We start from the raw sequence: 19561 nt of genomic DNA on the forward strand, positions 1-19561 counted from the left end.
CCTAGACCGGAACAGCATCATCCGTGGTCGCGACCGCCGATCCTTCCAGCGTGACTTCCTCGGTCTTTTCCGGCGGCTTGATGCGGAACCAGGCGAGGTAGAGCGCTGGCAGGAACAGCAGTGTCAGAACGGTACCGACGATGATGCCGCCCATCATGGCGTAAGCCATCGGCCCCCAGAAGATTTCCCGGGCAATCGGGATCAGCGCCAGGCTGGCGGCAGCCGCCGTCAGCATGATCGGCCGCATCCGGTGCTCGGTCGCCTCCTGCACCGCCTGCCAGGGCACAACGCCCTCGGTGCGCAGATGTTCGATCTGTACCACAAGAATGACCGAGTTTCGTATGAGGATGCCGATTAGCGCCAGAATGCCGAGAATGGCGACGAAACCCATCGGCGAATTGCTGGATAGCAGGGCGGCGACGACCCCGATCAGCGCCAGCGGCGCCACGGCGAAGACCAGGAATAGCCGTGAAAAACTCTGCAACTGGATCATCAGGATCGTCGCCATGACGAACAGCATCAAGGGCACGACGGCGGCAATCGGCGCCTGGCTCTTGCCGCTCTCCTCGACGCTGCCGCCGACATCGATCTTGTATCCGGGCGGCAGTTTTTCCGCGAACGCGTTCACCTCCTTGGAGAGTTGCGCGACGATCGTCGCCGGCTGTGTCGCATCGAGAATACCCGCCTTGACGGTGAGCGTCGGCAGACGCGAGCGGCGCCAGACGACTGGTTGCTCCATCTCGTAGCGGAAGCTTGCAACGGCGGCGAGCGGCACGGAGTTGCCACTCGCACCGGGAAGCTGCAGGTCGCGCAGCAGCTCGATCGATTGCCGCTCGGACGCCTTGGCGCGGGCAACGACATTGATCAGGTAGATATCGTCACGGACCTGCGTCACGGTCGTTCCGCCGACGATGCCGTTGAGTGCTGAGGCGATATCCTGCGAGGTGACGCCCAGTTGGCGCGCCTTGTCCTGCAAGACATCCACCTTGATGACACGTGCCGGTTCGTTCCAGTCATAGACGACATCGCCAAGCAGCGGATTGCGGCCGAGAACGCTGCCGAGTTCAAGTGCATGCTCGCGCACCTTGCCGATATCCGGGCCGCTCAACCGGTACTGTACCGGGCGGCCAACCGGCGGCCCGATATCCAGCAGTTTCACGTAGGCATCCGTGCCGACGAAGGTTTCCTTCAGGTACTTCTGCAGGTCGGCACGCAGCTTGTCACGAACCTCAAGGCTCTTCGTCACGATGATCGTCTGGCCAAACGACGTATCCGGCGGCTGGACATCGAAGGACAGAACGAAGCGCACGGCGCCCTGCCCGACATAGGTGGACCAGCGCTCGACATCGGGATTGCCGACCAGCTTGTCCTGCTCGAACTTCGCCATCTGTGCATTGGTATCGGTAATCGACGCATTCTGTGGCAATGACCAGTCGACGATGAGCTCAAGCCGGTCCGACGACGGAAAGAACTGCTGCTGGACCTTGGTCATGCCGAACAGCGACAGGCCGAAGACGGCTATCGTCAGCGCAATCGTCGTCCATTTCCAGCGCATGCACCAGCCAAGAACGCTGGAAAAAAGCCGCGCCAGACGGCCCTTTTGCTCATGGTGCTGTTTCATGGTTTTCGGCAGGATGGTGACGCCAAGCAGCGGCGCAAATACCACCGCGACGATCCAGGACACCACCAGCGAAACAGCGATGACGACGAACAGCGTGAAGGTGAATTCGCCGGCGGCGCTGTTGTTGAGGCCAACCGGAATGAAGCTGGCAACGGTGACCAGCGTGCCGGTCAGCATCGGAAACGCCGTCGACGTATAGACATAGGTCGCCGCCTTGCGCAGCGAGTCGCCCTCCTCCAGCCGCGCCACCATCATCTCCACGGCAATCATCGCGTCATCGACGAGGAGACCGAGCGCGATAATCAGGGCGCCGAGCGAAATCCGCTGCAGCGAAATGTCGAAATAGGACATAACGACGAAGGTAATGGCCAGCGTCAGCGGGATCGACAAGGCAACCACCAGCCCAGCACGGACCCCGAGGCTGACGAAGCTGACGAGAAGAACGATGATGACGGCCTCCGCCAGACCGCGGGTAAAACCGGAGACGGCCTCCTCGACGATCAGCGGCTGATCGGAAACCAGGTGAACACCAACGCCGACCGGCAGCTCCGCCTCGACCTGCTTTATCTTTTCCTCGACGTGATCGCCGAATTCCAGAAGATTGGCGCCCTGCTTCATGCCGATGGCAAGGCCGATCGCCGACTGGCCGTTGTAGCGGAACAGCGCCGATGGCGGATCGGTATAGCCCCTTGTGACGGTAGCAATATCGGTGAGGCGGAAGAAACGGTTGTTGACCTGCAGATTGACGGCGCGCAGGCTGTCTTCTGAGGAGAACTGACCGTTGACGCGAACGCTGACGCGCTCACCCTTCGCCTGTACGACGCCTGAAGGCGCAATCGCGTTCTGGGCCTGCAGCGTGGCAACGACATCATTCTGGTTGATGCCGAGTGCTGCCAGTTGCCGTGTCGAGAATTCGAGATAGATCACCTCGTCCTGCGCCCCGACGATATCGACTTTGCCGATATTCGGAACCGTCAGGATTTCGCGGCGCGCAGTCTCGACATAATCGCGCAATTGCCGCTGGGTCAGCCCGTCTGAGGTAAACGCGTAGATGTTGCCAAACACGTCGCCGAAGCGGTCGTTGAAGGAAGGCCCGACAACGCCGGACGGGAACTGGCCGTGAATATCGCCGATCATGTTGCGGACCGTCACCCAGATCGACGCAACATCCCGGGCCTTCGTCGTGTCCTTCAAATTGACAAAGACGAGTGTTTGCCCCGGCGTGGTGATGCTGCGCGTGTAGTCCAGCGATTCCAGTTCCTCGAGCTTGCGCTCGATCCGTTCCGTCACCTGGCGGGTGGTTTCCTCGACCGAAGCGCCCGGCCATTGCGCCGAGATCGTCATGGTCTTGATGGTAAAGGATGGATCTTCCTCGCGGCCAAGGCTCAGGTAGGAGAAGAAACCAAGCAAGCCGAAGACGATCATGAAATACCAGACCATCGATGCGTGATCGAGCGCCCAGTCGGACAGGTTGAATTTCTTCATGACTGCGCCTCGTCTTCAATCTTGATCTTCTGGCCGTCCTCCAGGCTATGGACCCCTGCCGTTACCACACGCATGCCGGCATCGATGCCGGAGGTGATGACGACCACATTGCCCGTCTGCGGCCCGGTGACCACTTCGCGGGTCTCGACCGTTACGCCGCCCTCATCGACCACCCAGACATAGGATTTTCCGTCACGCACGAGGATGGCGGTTGCTGGCAGCACCAGTTGCTCGACAATAGCTTCTTTGAGCGTGGCGGTGATCGTGGTGCCAAGCCGGAAAGCTGCCGGTGGATTTTCAAGCGCGATCTTGACGCGGCGCGTGCGTGTTGCCGGATCTGCTGCCGGTGCGACCTCACGGACAAGGCCGCTAACCGTTATCGCTGGATCGATCTGCAGGGAAACAAGGAATGGCGTCCCCACATGCAAAAGCGCATTGCCGTCTGGAACGTCCACCACCGCATCCCGGGCATCCGGCCGGGCAACAGTCACGACTGCCGCACCGGCGGCGACCACTTGGCCCACCTCCGCCCCGGTCTCGGTCACCACGCCGTCGAAGGCGGCCTTCACCTGTGCATAGGAGAGTTGCTCCTCAGCTTTCAGCAGCGCCGCACGCGACTGGACAACCGACGCTTCCGCCGCGGCACTCGCCTGTTCGGTACTTTCCACCGACGCTTGGGTTTCCGTACCGATCTTGAACAGCGCCCTCGTGCGCCGCTCGACCGAAACGGCATTGGCAAGCGTCGCTTCCGCATTTGCCAGATCGGCACGGGCCGACCCGACGGCAAGCTCAAGCGCTGTTGGATCGAGCGCGGCCAGAAGCTGGCCCTGCGTCACGGTATCACCGGTATCGACATCCCGGGCAACCAGCAGGCCCGTCACGCGAGGGCCGAAGTTGGTCTGGACCTTTGGCTGCACGGTGCCCGCGAAGCTGGGAGCAGGCAGCCGTTGCAGCACAACGATTTGCGAAAGCACCGGGCGGATTGCCGGTTCAGCCTGCTCTTCCTTTTCCTGGCAACCGGCAAGTATTAGAAATGCGCATGGCGCAACGAGCAGGCCGAGGGATATCCGGTTCATTTCGCCCGCTCCTTGATCACATAGACGGTCTGGCCGGGGCGCAGCATCTTTCCGCCTTCGGTCACCACGGCCTCCCCGTTGGACAGGCCTTCCGCAACAAGCACGCGGCCTGTCTCGTAAGATGCCACCTTCACAGGCTTGCGGCTAACCGTGTTGTCCTTGTCATTGACCACCCAGACGGCCGGTTTTCCATCCAGCGAGGACAGCGATGTCCATGGCAGCACGACCAGCTTTGACGGCTTGGAGCTGGCAAATCCGGTCACCGGCGCGCCGAGCGTCATGCGATCAGGCGTCGTGTCCATGGCAATCTTGACGCGAACGGTTCCCGTTGCCGTATCGATCGTCGGCGAGATCTCACTGATCGTTCCCTCAGTTTTGACGGAAGGATCACTGACGAGCGCCAGCTGGATTTTCGGCTCCGCGGGCTTTTCGAACAGCAGCGATTCATAAACGTCGAATATTGCATCGCGGGGACCATCCCTTGCGACGGAAAACATCGTTTGCGCGGCCTGAACCACCTGACCCGTCTCGGCATTGCGTGCCGTGACGATCCCATCCGCATCAGCCTTCAGTTCGGTATAGGAGAGCGCGTCCCGGGACGTGCCGAGCAGCGCTTTCGAAGATTCAAGCGATCCTTGCGCCGTCTGCAAAGCGGTCTGTGCCTGATCAAAGGCTTCCTGCGTGGTGGAATTCTTCGCCAGCAGCGATTTTTGCCGTTCAAACGCAGCGGAAGCCTGCCGAACCTGCGCTTCGGCAGCCCTCACAGCAGCCTCCGCGGCCTCGACATCGGCCTTCTGTTCGCTCGGATCGATGCGCGCCAAAACCTCGCCGGCGGAGACATGCGAGCCGACATCCGCGAGCCATTCCGTTATCTGGCCACTGACGCGGAACGAAAGATTGGTCTGGACATGAGCGACAACCTCGCCGGTCAGCGTCACTGTCTGCCGGTGATCGGCAAATTCGGCAGTCTGCACCCGGACAGTGATTTTTGCCGCTTCCGGCTGTTTCGTTTCGCCCTCGCAGGATGTCAGGGCCAAGGCTGCGAACGATGCCAACCACCATCCGGATCGGCGGAGTTTTCGTTTCTCACTCATCTGCGCCCGCTCATTCCGATATTCAAGCTGAACCATTTATTGTGGCCCCTCAATATACGCGACCCACCCCAATGACAAGCGGATGGGATCGACGGAAATCATTCGTTACAAGATGAGCAAGCATGCTCCTCGCTGCATTGACGGCAGTAGGGAGGCTATGCGGATTTTTTACATAAGCATAGCGAAAACCGCAGGTTGAGACCCAAGGGGAATGGCTATGCGGGAAAATGCTTGCCGGGGGGAAAGGTCTAGCGCCGGTTGGCCAGTCCCGCGCCGAGAAGACCAGCCACGGAGCTCTCGTTGAAAGGCTTGGTAATGCGGGATATGTCGCGCAGTTCGGGGGGAAAGACGAAGTCGTCGCCGTAACCGCTGACAAAACCGAAGTCTATGGCCCGCTCGATGAGGATCGTGGCGAAGTCGAAGCTTGTTTGAGTACCCAGATTGACGTCGAGAAGCGCAAAATCGAAAGACTTCTCCTCGATCAGCGCCTGCGCCTCGGCAACATTTCCAGCAATGTCGACATGCTCAATGCCGATCGACTTTAAAACATCCTCGGCGTCCATGGCGATAATGAAGTTGTCTTCGAGCACCAATACACGCTTGATCGAGACTGGAATTTCCGTGAGCGTCACCGATAAGTCCCTGTCCGCGAATCGCCTGCACCATTCGAGCGCAAGCCCTGAAACCAACACGTATGACAACGAAGCGGTCACGGCATTTAAATAAGACACGTACCGACGCAATTGGGCAACACCCCACTCAGATAAACGGGCGGTGCTGCTCACGATACCCCTCCCAGCCCGAAATCTTCATCAGCCCGTCGTCGTCCAGAATATCACAGCCGCGGTCGGCCCAGCGGATGAGCTTGCGCTCGCCGAGCTTCTTCAGCGTCTTGTTGGTGTGAACGATGGAAAGCCCGAGTGTATCGGCCACATGCTGCTGCGTGATCGGAATGGAAACACGTTCGCCCTTGAACAGGTTGCTTGCCTTGGCGCGTTGATAGAGGAAGGCCAGCAAATAGGCGGCCCGTTCGAGCGCTGACCGCCGGCCGATGCTCAGCAGATTTTCGTCGAGGATTCGTTCTTCCTGCGCAGCAATCCAGGTCAGGTCGTAGGCAAGATCCGGATAGTTGCGGTAGAGTGCACCAAGCTTGTCACGCTCGAAAACGCACAGAGTGACTGGCGAAAGCGCCTCGACCGAATGCTGCATTTCGCCCATCAGGCTACCCTGCAGGCCGATCAGGTCTCCCGGCATCATATAGTTGAGGATCTGGCGGCGGCCATCATCGAGCATCTTGTAGCGAAAACCCCAACCGGACAGAACCGTAAACAGATGAGCGCTATGCGACCCTTCCACCAGGATGGTGGTTCCCGCGTCGACCGCCAGTTCTCCAGTCTTGAAGTTGGAAACGAATTCCAGTTCATCCGGCTTGAATTCGCGGAAATGCGGAAGCGCCCGCAAAGGACATTGTTCGCAAGGCGTCTGCCGGCTGTTCCGGGTCTTCGATGTGGCCATTGGGTTCCTCTGCGCAACGCCCGGACGGAAAATCAGGGCAGTGAATTCCTGTAAAAATTAGGGCCGCCTGTCCTTCCGGCAAGAGGACGGCCCACGGCAATGGTGGACTTATCCCGCCAGCTTGCCTAGTTTTCCATCCATGACCATACCCTCGAAAACGAGATGGAAGCGATGAATCATCCAGCCTTTGCCAATCACCATGTTGCCGTCGTGACCGGAGCGGCGTCCGGGATCGGCCTGGCGGCTGCCAGGCGCTTTGCCGGACTTGGCATGAACGTTGTTCTCGCTGATCTACCGGGTGAGCGTCTGGACAAGGCCGCCCGGGAAGCAGCAGCCCTTTCCCCGCATGGGGCCGGAAGTGTCATTGCGATCGCGACGGACGTATCGAGCATCGACTCTCTCAAGGCGCTGGAAGCCGGAGCCATTGAACGCTTCGGCCGTGTACATGTGCTGATGAACAATGCAGGCATCCAACCCGGCAGCGCAATTTTGGGTGCACAGGATGCGTGGGAAAAGGTCTTCGCGGTCAATCTCTGGGGCGTTATCAACGGCTCGCGCGTCTTTGCTCCCGCCATGATCGCCCACGGCCAGACGGGCCTGATCATCAATACCGGCTCCAAGCAGGGCATCACCACTCCGCCTGGCGACCCCGCCTACAATGTTGCGAAAGCCGGCGTCAAAGCCTTCACCGAAGCGCTCCAGCACGATCTGCGCAACACGCCCGAGTGCCACATCACTGCCCATCTGCTGATCCCCGGCTTCGTCTATACCGGACTGACCGCAAACGGCCGCACCGAAAAGCCGGACGCAGCTTGGACGTCCCAGGAGACGGTCGACTTCATGATGCAAAGCCTTGAGGGCGGCGATTTCTACATTCTCTGCCCGGACAATGACGTGGCGCGCCCCACCGATGAAAAACGCATTCTCTGGGCGGCCGGGGATATCATCGAAAACCGCCCTCCACTATCGCGTTGGCATCCGGACTATGCTGACGCCTTCAAGGCCTTCCTTGTAAAGGACAGACCTGGAATCAGCTAAGACGGCTGCGATAGGTGCCCTTTTGGACGCCCATTCGGTGGACAATGTGTTTACGCAGAAGCGCTGGCACCGCACTCTGTTTGCTGCTTTTGTGCAGCCAAAGCAATGGATTGGAAGATATGACAAGCGGCATCCACCACATCACCCTGATCACGCGCAAAGTACAGCCGAATGTCGATTTTTATGCAGGATTCCTTGGCCTTCGCCTCGTCAAGCGCACAGCCGGGTTTGAGGACGCAGCACAACTTCATCTGCTTTACGGTGACGAGACTGGTTCGCCGGGATCGCTGGTCACATTTCTCGTCTGGGAGGACGGCGCACCCGGCCGCGTCGGCTATGGCCAGCCGAGCGAGATCGCCTTTGTCATTGCGCCGGAAAGCCTCGGCTTCTGGCTGACACGGGCGCTTCGGTACAATGTGGCGGCAACTGGCCCGACACATGAATTCGGCGAACCGGTCATCCGGCTGAAGGATCCCGACGGCGTCATCGTCAAGCTCGTCGGCAGCGATGCCGTGACCAGCCCCTCTCCGCATGTAACGGCCGATATTCCGCAGGAAGACGCGATCCGGCGGCTGCGCGGCGCAACCATCCTGACAGCCACGCCCGATGGCACAGCCGCTTTCGTGACGCGGCATTTCGGCTATGCCGAAGCGGACCGAACGGACGCGATCCAACGCCTTGTCTCCGATTCCGGCGATATCATCGATGTCCGCGATGCCGGCGGCTTCTGGACGGCGGCCCCCGGCACCGGCACCATCGACCATATCGCCTTCCGCGCCTCAAGCGTGGCGGCTGTCAAGGAGCTGCGCATGCAGCTTGAGGCGGAAGATGCGGGCGAAATCAACGCCCATAACCGCAAGTATTTCTATTCGCTCTATGTCCGCGAACCTGGCGGCACGCTGTTCGAATTTGCCACCGACACGCCAGGCATGACGGTGGATGAAAGTCTTGAGACCTTGGGAACGAAACTGTTCGTGCCCGAGCATTTTGGCGGAAATCTGCAGGACAACCTCGTCATGCTGCCGCAATTCGGCCTGCCCGGCGAGGAACGTTTCACGGAACGCGACCTGCCGTTCATTCACCGCCTGCACCAGGCGGATGATCCCGATGGCACGACATTGGTGCTCTTGCACGGCAGCGGCGCCAACGAAACCAGCCTTCTGCCGCTCGGCCGCCAGATCGCGCCGAACGCGCTGCTTCTCAGCCTGCGCGGCCGCAGCACCGAGGAAGGACACCCCCGGTTCTTCCGCCGGATCACGCCCTTCACCTTTGATCAGAAGGACATCGCCTCGGAAGCCGAAGCCTTCGTGGCGATGATCGAAGGGGCTGTTTCGGGCTACGGCCTTGATCGCGACAAGATGGTTTTCGTCGGCTATTCTAACGGCGCCAACATGCTGATCGCTACCATGCTGTTGCACCCCGGACTGATCCGCAAAGCGGCGCTGCTGCGCATGATGAACCCGTTGGAAACAGTACCGGAAGTGAATCTATCCGGCACTGAGATCCTGCTGGTAACGGGAAAGACCGATGGCTATTCCCGCTATGCCACACCGCTGGAGGGCGTGTTGCGCGACGCGGGCGCAACACTTGCAACCGTCACCCTGGATGCCGGCCACGAGATTGGTCCGATGGACGCAGACGCGGTTCGCGATTGGCTGAAAACGATCGGGGGCTGACGCCCCCGCACGGCCTTACTTCGATTTTTCTGCAACATAGCTGGCGAAGGCCTCAACAAAAGCCTTCAGCCTCGCCTTCGCCTCATCATCGGTCAGATGGCCTTCCTTGTCGAACAGCGACGCCGCCTTCGGCAGTATCAATCGCTTGCCGGACCAGAGATCCGCACCAAGTGTGCGCAACACGGACAGCCACGCGTTCTGGCTGAGCAGCGTCCCAAAAGGTCCAGGTGACGTCCCGGCAATGGCAAAAGCGCGTCCGGCAAACACATTCGGCGCACCGGTCATCGACGAACTGACCCAGTCGATGGCGTTCTTGAACACGCCGGGCATCGAATTGTTGTATTCCGGCGTGAACAGGATGACACCATCTGAAGCGGCGATCTGATCCTTCAGCAATTGCACGGCCTCCGGCACGCCTTCACGCTCGACATCGGCATTGTAGAGCGGAATGCCTTCGATGGTGCCGGATGTAAACGCCACACCATCAGGCGCAAGCGTCAGAGCCGATTTCAAGAGAGCAGTGTTGAACGACGCCTTTCTCAGGCTTCCGGAAATGCCGATCAGTTTTGTCATGCGGGAGAATCCTTCCATACTTTGCCGGAAGAATGCTGCGAAATGCAGAAAAGTACAGACAAAAAAGCCGGGAGTTTTGCTCCCGGCTTTTGTTGTCGTTAGACCAGCGGCTTCAGCCGGGCCTCGATCTGGACACGCTTGTGCTCCAGGAACGGCGGTAGCGACAGGCCTTCGCCCAATGTTTCCATCGGCTCGTCCACGGCGAAGCCGGGGCCGTCGGTGGCGATCTCGAACAGGATGCCGTTCGGCTCGCGGAAATAGAGCGAGCGGAAGTAGAACCGTTCGACCTCGCCGCTCGACGGAAGGCGGAAGCCCTCGAGACGTTCGGTCCATGCGTGCAGCGCAGCCTCGTCCGGTGCGCGGAACGCGACGTGGTGAACGGCACCGGCTCCCTGGCGGGCCGTCGGCAGGCCGGGCTGAACAGCAACATGCAGTTCGGCGGCCGGGCCGCCTTCGCCCATCGAAAACACATGCACCTCGCCATTGCCATCCGGCGACGGGTACTGGCGCTGCTTCGTCATGTTCATCACCTGCTCCAGCACCAGTTGCGTATTGGTGATATCCGGAACGCTCATGGTGATTGGGCCAAGACCCTTGATCTGGTGTTCGGCTGGAACCGGGCTGCGATCCCAGGGATGCGACGGCGCAAGCCCACCATCGTCGATCAGGCGGAACCGCTGGCCCTCGCCGTCTTCAAAATCAAGCGACAGGCGGCCGTCGATCTCGATGACATCGCCGGACGCGACGCTCAGTTCGCCGAAGCGGGCCTTCCACCATTCGATGCTCTCCGGGCTGCCGACACGAAGACCGGTGCGCGAAACACTGTGAGTACCGCGGGTTTCGCGATTGACGGGCCAATCGAAGAACGTCAGGTCGGTACCCGGCGTTGCCTCACCATCGGCATAGAACAGATGATAGGCGGTGGTATCGTCCTGGTTCACGGTCTTCTTGACCAGACGCATGCCGAGGACATGCGTATAGAAACGCACGTTTTCCTTGACGTTCGCAGTGATCGCGGTGAGGTGATGAATTCCTGTCAGTTGCAAGCTCATGGCTGCCTCCATTCGTTATGTCTGGAGCGAATATCGGCTGCATGAGCTGTTTTATAAAGATGCCCTGCGCGGACAGAACGTTCACAATATGTGAACGATGATTTGGGCCTTGCTGCATCAAGCCGGTTTGGACAGGTGTCAGGCTTTTAACCCTGAGCCAAAACATCAGTCGCCGGATCAGGCGCGATGCGTGAGGTCGGTGAGATAGGTATTTTCGGTTTTCGAGACCTGAAAATCGGCAGGGTTGATGCTCGTGAGCATCAAGGCCTCGCCGTGTGGAAGTGCCTTTGCCAGCAGACTGCCATCGGGTGCTGCGATCCGCGACGATCCGGCGAATGTAAATCGGTCATCCGCACCGTGATGATTGATGTAGGCGACGAAAACCTGATTTTCGAAGGCGCGTGTCTGGATCATGTGATCGGCAATGAAGGTACCGGAGTAACCGGCCGGCAACGCCGTCGGCACCAGCACCGCATCCGCCCCCGCCAAGGCAAGACGGCGGACATTTTCCGGGAACTCGACATCGTAGCAGATCAGCATGCCGCATTTGACACCACGGTGATCGAACAGGACGGTGCCCGGTTCGGGAGCCGCAAACAGCCCCCGCTCGTAATCACCATAAAGATTGGACTTGCGATAGATGACGGGGGCCGCCGGACCATCCACATAAACGGCACTGTTGAAGACCGTGCCCTCTGCCCTCTCGGCGAAACCTGCAATGATCGCGATGCCAAGCTCCGTCGAGATCGACTGCAACCGCCGTACCAGAGGTCCGTCCACCGGCTCCGCCAGTTCGCGAATTATATCACCGGCGCCGTAGCCGGTAAGCCCGAGTTCGGGCGTGATCAGCAGGCTTGCACCTTTGGCCGCCGCGTCCCGCGCCGCCTGTTCGATGCGGGTGAGATTGGCGGCGATATCGCCGCTTTCCGATTTCATCTGCAAAGCGGCGATGGTGATCATGTGTCGTCCGATGACATGGCGCCGAGCAGTTTTGGCAGATCGCCGAACCGCGCGACAAGGGAGAAGATGATGGCGGCGGTCGCCACGAACAGGATCGTCACGGATGCCATGGTCGGCGTGTAGCCATAGCGCAGGGCATTAAAGATCTTGATCGGCAGCGTTTCCATGGTGAAGCCGACGGTCATGTAGGCAACGATATATTCGTTGAGCGACAGCACGAAGGCAAAGGCATAACCCGACACGATATAGGGCAGGATCAGCGGCAGCACGACCGTGCGGAAGATCGTCTTGTCATCGGCGCCCATGGTTGCGGCGGCCTCGACCAGCGAGCGGTCGATCGCGGTAAAACCGAGCGACAAGGTCACCAGCGGCAGCGTCACGAAGAAGATCGCGTGGCTGACGACGGCCGTCCACGGCTGGCCGTAAAAACCGGTCGTCGCCCAGAACGTCAAAAGGCCAAGGGCTGTGATCACAGGCGGCAGCGTAAACGGCGCGATGCCAAGAAGCTGAAAGATGTTCGCCCAAGGCGCGATCCGCCGCCAGAGAAACCAGGCGAGCGGCAAGGCGATCGCAACGGCCAGAGCCGCCGACAGGATGGCGAGCGTCAGCGAGGCAAACAGGGCGTTGCGCCACTCCGGATTGAGGAAGATTTCGCCGTACCAGGACAACGAAAACCCCTTCGGCGGGAAGGCCAGCGTCTGCTTGGCGTTCACCGACACACCGGCAACGACGATCATCGGCAAGGCCAGAAACAGGCCGATCAGGAAGAAATAGACTTTGCTGAGCGCACCGGTCATGCGGCTTCTCCCTTGCGTCCGGCAAGAACCGTTAACGCAACAAGGCCGAGCGTCACCAGCACCAGGAACACCGCCATTGCTGCCGCAAAGGGCATGTTCGACTGGTAGATCGCCTGATCGGTGATCAGCACCGACAGCGTCCAGTGCTGCGGCCGGCCGAGAAGCTGCGGCAGGAGGTAAGACCCGAGCGCGAAGATGAAGACCATGATCAGTGTTGCGGTAATGGTGTTGCGCAGCGCCGGAACGACGACCGTGAAGAACGCCTTGATTGGCGAAGCGCCCAGCGTGCGGGCCGCTTCGGTCAGGGTCGGGTCAAGCCGCACGAGGGCCGGATACAGCACCAGGACGGTGTAGGGAAAGGCCTGATAGACCATGCCGGTCAACACCGCTCCGAAACTCGGCAAAAGAGCTTTCGCCTCGCTCATGATACCCGCCATGACGAGCAGGTTGGTAATCCCGGCAGTCCGCGAAAACAGCGTCGACCACGCAAAGCCGATGATGACTTCCGACAGCGACAGAACCGAGAGCAAAGCCACCAGCCAGACGATCTGCACTTTCCGCGTCATGCGGGTCAGAAGATAGGTGAAGGGAACGGCAAGCAAGACGCAGCAGATCGCCACCGTCACCGCCAGCATCAGCGAGAAGCCGAGCACGTTGGCAAAGAACAGGCTGAGAAAGCGCTCATAATTGGCGAACTGGAAGGCAGGTACATAGAAGCCGCCCTGCTGGCGCTGGAAGAACGAGACGGCAATCATCGTCGCGAACGGCACGACGAAAAAAACGATCAGCATCATCGCCGGGAAGAACAACGGGCCGTAATCGCTAAGTTTTTGCGGGGCTTCGCGTCTCATTTGGCCAGCACCACGCAGACGTCCGGCAAAAGCACCACGCCGACCGGCTGACCGACGGTGACATCGGGGCGGGCGCGCGGCGTCGAGACTGCAACGAGCTGACGGCCGGCAATATCCACAAAGGTTTCGATCGTGCCGCCGAGATCGCGCACGAAGGTGACGGTGCCGGACAGCGCGCCATTGCCGGGTGCCGTCAGATGCACGTCTTCCGGCCGGATCGACAGCGTCGCTTTGCGGACACCTCCCCCGAGAGAAACGCCGGACACCGGCTGGCCAAGAACGGTGACGCCACCAGTGCTGTCGGCTTCCGCCTCGAGAAGATTGGTCGAGCCGATGAAGTCGGCAACGAACGTGTCGGCCGGACGGCGATAGATCTCGATGGGCGAAGCGGCCTGGCGGATTTCGCCGCCCTTCATGACGACCACCGTATCGGCCATGGTCATCGCTTCGCGCTGGTCATGGGTGACGACGATGGTGGTGATGCCGAGCTTCTGCTGCAGCTGGCGCAATTCTACCTGCATCGCTTCGCGCAGCTTAGCGTCGAGCGCCGACAGCGGCTCGTCGAGCAGGAAGAGTTTGGGCGAGATCGACAGTGCCCGGGCGATCGCGACGCGCTGGCGCTGGCCACCGGAGAGTTTTGCTACCGGCCGGTCGGCATAGCCGGAAAGGTGGATCATCGACAGAAGCTCATCGACACGCTTCTTCTGATCTTCCTTCGGCACGCCGCGAATGCGCAAGGGGTAAGCGATGTTCTCGCCGACGGTCAGGTGCGGAAACAACGCCAGCGACTGGAACACCATGCCGAGATTGCGCTTGTGCGTTGGAACATGGGTGATGTCTTCGCCGTCAAGCCGGATCGCGCCGCCGGTCGGCAGGTCGAGGCCGGCGATCATCCTGAGCAGCGTGGTCTTGCCGCACCCGGACGGTCCGAGCATGCAGACGAACGTGCCATGCGGCACCGTCAACTCGACATTGTTGACCGCGGTGAAAGTCCCGAATTCCTTCGTGACATTGTTGAGGGCGAGGCCTGACATTGTTTTTGCTTCTCAAACATGGTGGTTAGAAAAGCCCCTCACCTAACCCTCTCCCCGCAGGCGGGGAGAGGGGATGACGGAGCACTCCGCATATCCCTTCTCCCCGTAAACGGGGAGAAGGTGGCCGAAGGCCGGATAAGGGGCTTTCCCCCTTCAACCGACGATCAGTTCGGTCCATTTCTGGTTCAGCCAATCCGACTTCGTCTGGTAGAGATCGTAGCGCGGAATGATCGGCTCGATGTCGGACGAAACGGCTGCGAATTCCGCATCCGTCAGGTCCATCAGCTCGCGCTTCACCGTCGGCGACGTGCCGACCTTGCGCGACAGCAATGCCTGGATCGATGGCTGGCTCATGTAATCGATGAAGACATGTGCTTCCTCGACCTTCGTCGATGCGCGCGACAGCGCCCAGCAACCCGAGTCCTGAATGCCGCCTTCCTTCGGGAAGGTCGAGCGGACAGGATTGCCATCGGCAGCGGCAAGGCCGGTGACGTCATGGTAATACTGGCCCATCGGGATTTCGCCCGATTTCAGCGCCTGCTCGAACTGGGCTTCATCACGATACCAGAGGCGAACGTTCGGCTTGACCTCGGCCAGCTTGTCGAACGCCTTCTGCACGCCTTCTTCGGTATCGAGCGCATTGGTGCCGCCGAAGAACGTCTTCGCCGTCACTTCGAGCAGGAACGAGTTGGACACGAGCGCAAGAAGGCCGAGCTTGTCGGCGTTTGCCGGGTCCCAGAATGCCTGCCAGGATGTCGGGGCTTCCTTGTAGACGTCGGTATTGGTGACAAGCGTGATGTACCAGGAAACGGCACCGATACCGGCAACACGGCCGTCTGGATACTTGTTGACAAAGCGGTCGATCAGGTTGGAGCCGTTCTTGATCTTGGCCATGTCGAGCGGCGCCCAGAGATCGGTCGCCTGGCCCTTCAACATCGCCACCTGCGACATCATCGAGACGTCGGCCGGAGCCTGACCCGCCTTGGCGGCCTGGTCCAGCTGAACCAGCCAGGCTTCACCGGTCGGCTCGGCAATCGCTTCAACGGCAATGCCGGTTGCCTTGGTGAAGTCCGGGAAGATGTTCTTGTCGAACGAATCCTTGAAATAACCGCCGTAGACGCCGACCTTCAGCGACTTGTCCTGCGCACGCAGGATCGACGGCATCGCCAGCATCGATGCACCGGCAAGACCGGCGCCGAGTACGGCACGCCGGCCGATGGGCTGCTTGAGAAAATCTGTCATCATGGTTCTCCTGTTTATGCCGGTGCCGCTTTTGTGGCTTCCGGTCTGTTCCCAAGTTTTGGTCCGGCTTGCAAGCCCCGGACCATGGTTTGATCAGTGTTTTAAAGCACGAAGTTCGAGCATCTTTGCGTAACGCGTCAGCGGAAAGCACAATGCGAAATAGATCAGCGCCACAAAGCCATAAACCTTGAACGGTTCGAAGGTCGCATTGTTGATCGCATTCGACGTTCTGACCAGCTCCTCAAAGCCGATAATCGATGTCAGCGCGGTGCTCTTGATCAGCTGCACCAAAAAACCGACCGTCGGCGCCCGCGTCATCGCAAAGGCCTGCGGCAGGATGATCAGCCGCAATTGCTTCAGATAATGCAGGCCAAGGCTGCCTCCGGCATCCCATTGCCCGACCGGCACCGCCTGCACACCCCCACGCCAGATTTCCGCCAGGAACGCGCTTGCGCAGAGTGTCAGGCCCAGCACCGCCGCCGTCCAGGGTTCGATACGCAAGCCCAGCAGCGGCAGGCCAAAAAACAGCAGGAACAGCTGCATCAGAAGCGGCGTGCCTTGAAACAGGCCGATGTAATATTCGGCAAACCGCTGCACCCAGAGCCGCTTGGAAATGCGCATGAACAGGATCAGCAAGCCGACGATGGTGCCGCCTGCGAAGGCAACGGCGGACAACAGGATCGTCCAGCGCGCCGCCAGCAGAAGATTGCGGATGATGTCCCAGAGGGTGAATTCAATCACGACACGCCTCCGGAGAGGAAGCGGTTACCGCCGGCGACAAGCAGGCGGCGAAGGCCGATACTCATGGCGAGATAAACCAGCGTGATGACGAAATAGGTCTCGAACGCGCGGAATGTCCGGGCTTGCAGCAGATCCGCCTCATAGGTCAGTTCGCGCACGGCGATCTGCGAGACCACGGCCGATTCCAGCATCATGATGACGATCTGGCTGGTCAGCGCCGGATAGATCACCTTCAGCGCCTGCGGCAGCACGATCTTGATGAACACCAGGCGCGGCCGCAGACCGAGCGCAAGTGCCGCCTCGCGCTGCCCTTTCGGTACCGCGTCAAGACCGGCACCGACGATCTCCGTCGTATAGGCCGTCATGTTCAAGGTCATCGCAAGAATGGCGGCGGCTACCGGATCAAGGCGAATGCCAAGACTTGGCAGCCCGAAGAAGATGAAGAACAATTGCACCAGAAACGGCGTGTTGCGGATGAGCTCGACATAACCGGCGATCGCGCGGCGCAGCCACGCATGACGGCTGCGACGTCCTGCGGCACCCAAAACGCTGAGCACGATGCCGGCAACAGCCGACACCGCGATCAGGAAAAGCGTCATGGCCGCGCCGCTGGCGATCAGCGAAACCGCATCGCCCAGCCAGCCAAAATCGAGCACATAGCCCAAAGGATCAATCCTTCAGGTTTTCAGGATTGAGCGGCACTTTCAGCCATGCTTCCGAACTTGCATTCAGCTTGCCGTCGGCCAGCATCTTGGCAACCGCATCGTTGATCGCCGTCTTCAGGCGGTCTTCGCCCTTGTTCAGCGCCAGATGCGAGGGCGAGGTCAGAAGCTGAAACTTCTGTTCCGGCTTCAGGGCTTCCTGACGGGCCAAAACCTGGGCACCGACGTCATTGCCGACCACCATCAGTTCGGTCTGGCCGGAGATGAAGGCCTGGATCACCGAGTTATAGTTGTCGAAACGCTTGATATCGGCATCCTTGGGGGCTGCTTCCGTCAGCGAGGTGTCTTCCAGCGTGCCGCGGTTGACCGCGATGCTCTTGCCGGCAAGATCTTCCTTGCCTTTCACTTCCGTTGCAGCCGGGCCGATCACGGCGATGTAGTATGGCGCATAGGCGGCTGCGAAATCGATGACTTCGGCGCGTTCCTTGCTGAAGCCGACGCTGACCAGCATATCGACGCGCTTTTCGGTGAGGTACGGAATGCGGTTCTGACCGGTGACCGGCACCGGATTGAGCTTCACTTTCAGGCTGTCGGCGATGTATTGCGCGACGTCGATATCATAGCCCTTGAGGCTCATATCGGCGCTGGCCGAGGAAAAAGGCGGGAAATCGGCGAAGACACCGACGTTGAGCACGCCAGCTTTGGTGATGTCGTCGATGGCATCGGCATTGGCAGCCGATGCGAAGCCGAGAACAGCGCCGCTGAGCATCAGGGCGGCGGTCAGGCCGGATTTGAAAGTCGAGAGTTTGGCCATTGTATTCCCCTTTGTGATTTTTGTTTGCAATAGGCACGGCTGAGTGTGTGGCGTCTGCCCCTCACCCCATAATCGGGACGAGGGAAATGTTGGTTGCTGCCTCTTCTCCCCAGCGGGGAGAAGTGCCGAGCGTATGCGAGGCGATGAGGGGCCGCGCATCGAGTATCGAGCGGGCCGCCCCCTCATCCGGCCCTTTGGGCCACCTTCTCCCCGCAGGGGAGAAGGGAAACGTCTCTAATCCCGCGTGCCGTTGACGAACGGGCTGAACACCATCAGGCTCAGGATCTCGAACAGGACCTGCGAGCCAACATGCGCGGTATTGGTGGTCGAATCGTATTGCGGCGCCACCTCGACGACATCGCCGCCGACCAGATTGAGACCCTTCAAGCCACGGATCAGCTCCAGCACTTCGCGGGTGGTGAGACCACCGATCTCCGGCGTACCGGTGCCCGGCGCAAAACTCGGATCGACGCTGTCGATGTCGAAGGAGAGATAAGTCGGACCATCGCCGACGATCTTCTTCGCCTTCTCGATGATCGCCGGAATGCCCATGCCGGTCACTTCCTCGGCATGAACAACGGTCATGCCGGACTCGTAGGAGAACTCCCACAGATATTCCGAGGAACCACGGATACCGATCTGGATCGTCCGGGTCGGATCGAGCACTCCGTCGAGCACTGCGTTGCGGAACGGCCCACCATGGTGGAACTTGGTCAGATCGTAGGCGCCGCCGGTGTCGCAATGAGCGTCGATATGAATCATGCCGACCGGGCGCTTCTTGCCGACGGCCTTCAGGATCGGATGACTGACCGAATGGTCGCCGCCGACAGAAAGAGGAACCACACCGGCATCGACGATCTGGTTGATGCGCTTTTCGATGTCGTCATGGCTGAGTTCCAGCCGGTAGCGGCTCTGGAACGGCACGTCGCCAATATCGGCGACGCGCAGGTCATGCACCGGCGCGCAGCCGAGAACGTGGTTGTAAGGACCGATGCGCTCGATCGTGCGCATGGCGCGCGGCCCGAAACGCGAACCCGGACGATTGGTGACACCGAGATCCATCGGCACGCCGACGATGGCGACCTGAAGATTGCCGAAATCCGGCTCATTGGCATCAACAGGCATATGCGGCGCCATCAGGAAGGTCGGAACGCCCGAGTAAGGCGCAAGACGGGTGCCGTTCTTGGAGAAGATCTTGTCGGCCACCTTGCGGAAGGTCGGATCGAACATCTCGCCGCCATGGGCTTCGCCGTACTTCGCCTTCAGTTCGTTGAGCTTGCTGTCATCCCACGCCATGTCCGCTTGACCTTCTGTTGGGCCTGGAAGACGT

18 protein-coding genes are annotated in these 19561 nt (G+C 60.1%); 2 read left to right on the top strand and 16 right to left on the bottom strand.

The features are described from left to right. Nucleotide 1: 1 nt before the first annotated feature. From ASD36_RS27545 to ASD36_RS27565, 5 genes are all read right to left on the bottom strand, one after another. Nucleotides 2-3106 carry an efflux RND transporter permease subunit gene (locus ASD36_RS27545; protein ID WP_060505932.1) on the bottom strand — a complete coding sequence of 1035 codons (3105 nt, stop codon included), beginning with the start codon at nt 3104-3106 and terminating at the stop codon, nt 2-4. Beyond that, the gene (locus ASD36_RS27550; protein WP_060505933.1) at nt 3103-4182 is read right to left on the bottom strand and encodes an efflux RND transporter periplasmic adaptor subunit; all 1080 of its coding nucleotides are present in this window, start codon (nt 4180-4182) and stop codon (nt 3103-3105) included. Before ASD36_RS27550 ends, ASD36_RS27545 begins: the two co-directional genes overlap by 4 nt. Next, on the bottom strand, nt 4179-5237 hold the full coding sequence (locus tag ASD36_RS27555; RefSeq protein WP_244482320.1) for an efflux RND transporter periplasmic adaptor subunit: 1059 nt from the start codon (nt 5235-5237) through the stop codon (nt 4179-4181). The genes ASD36_RS27550 and ASD36_RS27555 overlap by 4 nt, the downstream gene beginning before the upstream one ends. Nucleotides 5238-5524: 287 nt before the next feature. Continuing rightward, nucleotides 5525-6061, bottom strand: a complete 537-nt coding sequence (locus ASD36_RS31605) for a hypothetical protein (protein ID WP_244482322.1) — start codon at nt 6059-6061, stop codon at nt 5525-5527. Then, a complete protein-coding gene (locus ASD36_RS27565; RefSeq protein WP_060505935.1) occupies nt 6036-6791 on the bottom strand; it encodes a Crp/Fnr family transcriptional regulator in 756 nt (251 codons plus the stop codon). The genes ASD36_RS31605 and ASD36_RS27565 overlap by 26 nt, the downstream gene beginning before the upstream one ends. Before the next feature lie 171 nt (nt 6792-6962). Between ASD36_RS27565 and ASD36_RS27570 the strand changes: the two genes are divergently transcribed. Beyond that, nucleotides 6963-7829, top strand: a complete 867-nt coding sequence (locus ASD36_RS27570) for an SDR family NAD(P)-dependent oxidoreductase (RefSeq protein WP_060506089.1) — start codon at nt 6963-6965, stop codon at nt 7827-7829. A gap of 119 nt (nt 7830-7948) precedes the next feature. Beyond that, complete coding sequence (locus ASD36_RS27575) at nt 7949-9505, top strand: VOC family protein (protein ID WP_060505936.1); 1557 nt, start codon at nt 7949-7951, stop codon at nt 9503-9505. Nucleotides 9506-9520: 15 nt separating this feature from the next. Here ASD36_RS27575 and ASD36_RS27580 read toward each other — a convergent pair whose 3' ends face one another. From ASD36_RS27580 to speB, 11 genes are all read right to left on the bottom strand, one after another. Continuing rightward, complete coding sequence (locus ASD36_RS27580; protein WP_060506090.1) at nt 9521-10078, bottom strand: NADPH-dependent FMN reductase; 558 nt, start codon at nt 10076-10078, stop codon at nt 9521-9523. Nucleotides 10079-10176: 98 nt separating this feature from the next. Next, the gene (locus ASD36_RS27585; RefSeq protein WP_060505937.1) at nt 10177-11130 is read right to left on the bottom strand and encodes a ring-cleaving dioxygenase; all 954 of its coding nucleotides are present in this window, start codon (nt 11128-11130) and stop codon (nt 10177-10179) included. Nucleotides 11131-11307: 177 nt separating this feature from the next. Continuing rightward, a complete protein-coding gene (locus ASD36_RS27590; protein ID WP_060505938.1) occupies nt 11308-12090 on the bottom strand; it encodes a carbon-nitrogen hydrolase family protein in 783 nt (260 codons plus the stop codon). Next, a complete protein-coding gene (locus ASD36_RS27595) occupies nt 12087-12887 on the bottom strand; it encodes an ABC transporter permease (protein ID WP_060505939.1) in 801 nt (266 codons plus the stop codon). The genes ASD36_RS27590 and ASD36_RS27595 overlap by 4 nt, the downstream gene beginning before the upstream one ends. Beyond that, nucleotides 12884-13738 carry an ABC transporter permease gene (locus tag ASD36_RS27600; RefSeq protein ID WP_060505940.1) on the bottom strand — a complete coding sequence of 285 codons (855 nt, stop codon included), beginning with the start codon at nt 13736-13738 and terminating at the stop codon, nt 12884-12886. The genes ASD36_RS27595 and ASD36_RS27600 overlap by 4 nt, the downstream gene beginning before the upstream one ends. Continuing rightward, on the bottom strand, nt 13735-14772 hold the full coding sequence (locus ASD36_RS27605) for an ABC transporter ATP-binding protein (protein WP_060505941.1): 1038 nt from the start codon (nt 14770-14772) through the stop codon (nt 13735-13737). The genes ASD36_RS27600 and ASD36_RS27605 overlap by 4 nt, the downstream gene beginning before the upstream one ends. Nucleotides 14773-14925: 153 nt before the next feature. After that, entirely contained in the window at nt 14926-16014 is a 1089-nt protein-coding gene (locus tag ASD36_RS27610) for an ABC transporter substrate-binding protein (protein ID WP_060505942.1), read from the bottom strand. A 93-nt stretch (nt 16015-16107) separates the two neighbouring features. Further along, nucleotides 16108-16755, bottom strand: coding sequence for an amino acid ABC transporter permease (locus ASD36_RS27615; RefSeq protein ID WP_060505943.1), 648 nt, complete (start codon nt 16753-16755; stop codon nt 16108-16110). After that, nucleotides 16752-17420, bottom strand: a complete 669-nt coding sequence (locus ASD36_RS27620) for an amino acid ABC transporter permease (protein WP_060505944.1) — start codon at nt 17418-17420, stop codon at nt 16752-16754. Before ASD36_RS27620 ends, ASD36_RS27615 begins: the two co-directional genes overlap by 4 nt. A gap of 4 nt (nt 17421-17424) precedes the next feature. Further along, entirely contained in the window at nt 17425-18231 is an 807-nt protein-coding gene (locus tag ASD36_RS27625) for a transporter substrate-binding domain-containing protein (RefSeq protein WP_060505945.1), read from the bottom strand. A 234-nt stretch (nt 18232-18465) separates the two neighbouring features. Beyond that, nucleotides 18466-19527, bottom strand: coding sequence for an agmatinase (gene speB, locus ASD36_RS27630; protein WP_060505946.1), 1062 nt, complete (start codon nt 19525-19527; stop codon nt 18466-18468). Nucleotides 19528-19561 lie beyond the last annotated feature (34 nt).

The sequence above is a fragment of the Rhizobium sp. Root1334 genome, assembly GCF_001426665.1.
GTDB lineage: Bacteria > Pseudomonadota > Alphaproteobacteria > Rhizobiales > Rhizobiaceae > Pararhizobium.

What these genes read in the sequence shown, in the direction of transcription:
- ASD36_RS27545 (WP_060505932.1), bottom strand. Translation starts at nt 3,106, where the DNA reads ATGAAGAAATTCAACCTGTCCGACTGGGCGCTCGATCACGCATCGATG.
- ASD36_RS27550 (WP_060505933.1), bottom strand. Translation starts at nt 4,182, where the DNA reads ATGAACCGGATATCCCTCGGCCTGCTCGTTGCGCCATGCGCATTTCTA.
- ASD36_RS27565 (WP_060505935.1), bottom strand. Translation starts at nt 6,791, where the DNA reads ATGGCCACATCGAAGACCCGGAACAGCCGGCAGACGCCTTGCGAACAA.
- ASD36_RS27570 (WP_060506089.1), top strand. Translation starts at nt 6,963, where the DNA reads ATGAATCATCCAGCCTTTGCCAATCACCATGTTGCCGTCGTGACCGGA.
- ASD36_RS27575 (WP_060505936.1), top strand. Translation starts at nt 7,949, where the DNA reads ATGACAAGCGGCATCCACCACATCACCCTGATCACGCGCAAAGTACAG.
- ASD36_RS27580 (WP_060506090.1), bottom strand. Translation starts at nt 10,078, where the DNA reads ATGACAAAACTGATCGGCATTTCCGGAAGCCTGAGAAAGGCGTCGTTC.
- ASD36_RS27585 (WP_060505937.1), bottom strand. Translation starts at nt 11,130, where the DNA reads ATGAGCTTGCAACTGACAGGAATTCATCACCTCACCGCGATCACTGCG.
- ASD36_RS27590 (WP_060505938.1), bottom strand. Translation starts at nt 12,090, where the DNA reads ATGATCACCATCGCCGCTTTGCAGATGAAATCGGAAAGCGGCGATATC.
- ASD36_RS27595 (WP_060505939.1), bottom strand. Translation starts at nt 12,887, where the DNA reads ATGACCGGTGCGCTCAGCAAAGTCTATTTCTTCCTGATCGGCCTGTTT.
- ASD36_RS27600 (WP_060505940.1), bottom strand. Translation starts at nt 13,738, where the DNA reads ATGAGACGCGAAGCCCCGCAAAAACTTAGCGATTACGGCCCGTTGTTC.
- ASD36_RS27605 (WP_060505941.1), bottom strand. Translation starts at nt 14,772, where the DNA reads ATGTCAGGCCTCGCCCTCAACAATGTCACGAAGGAATTCGGGACTTTC.
- ASD36_RS27610 (WP_060505942.1), bottom strand. Translation starts at nt 16,014, where the DNA reads ATGACAGATTTTCTCAAGCAGCCCATCGGCCGGCGTGCCGTACTCGGC.
- ASD36_RS27625 (WP_060505945.1), bottom strand. Translation starts at nt 18,231, where the DNA reads ATGGCCAAACTCTCGACTTTCAAATCCGGCCTGACCGCCGCCCTGATG.
- speB (WP_060505946.1), bottom strand. Translation starts at nt 19,527, where the DNA reads ATGGCGTGGGATGACAGCAAGCTCAACGAACTGAAGGCGAAGTACGGC.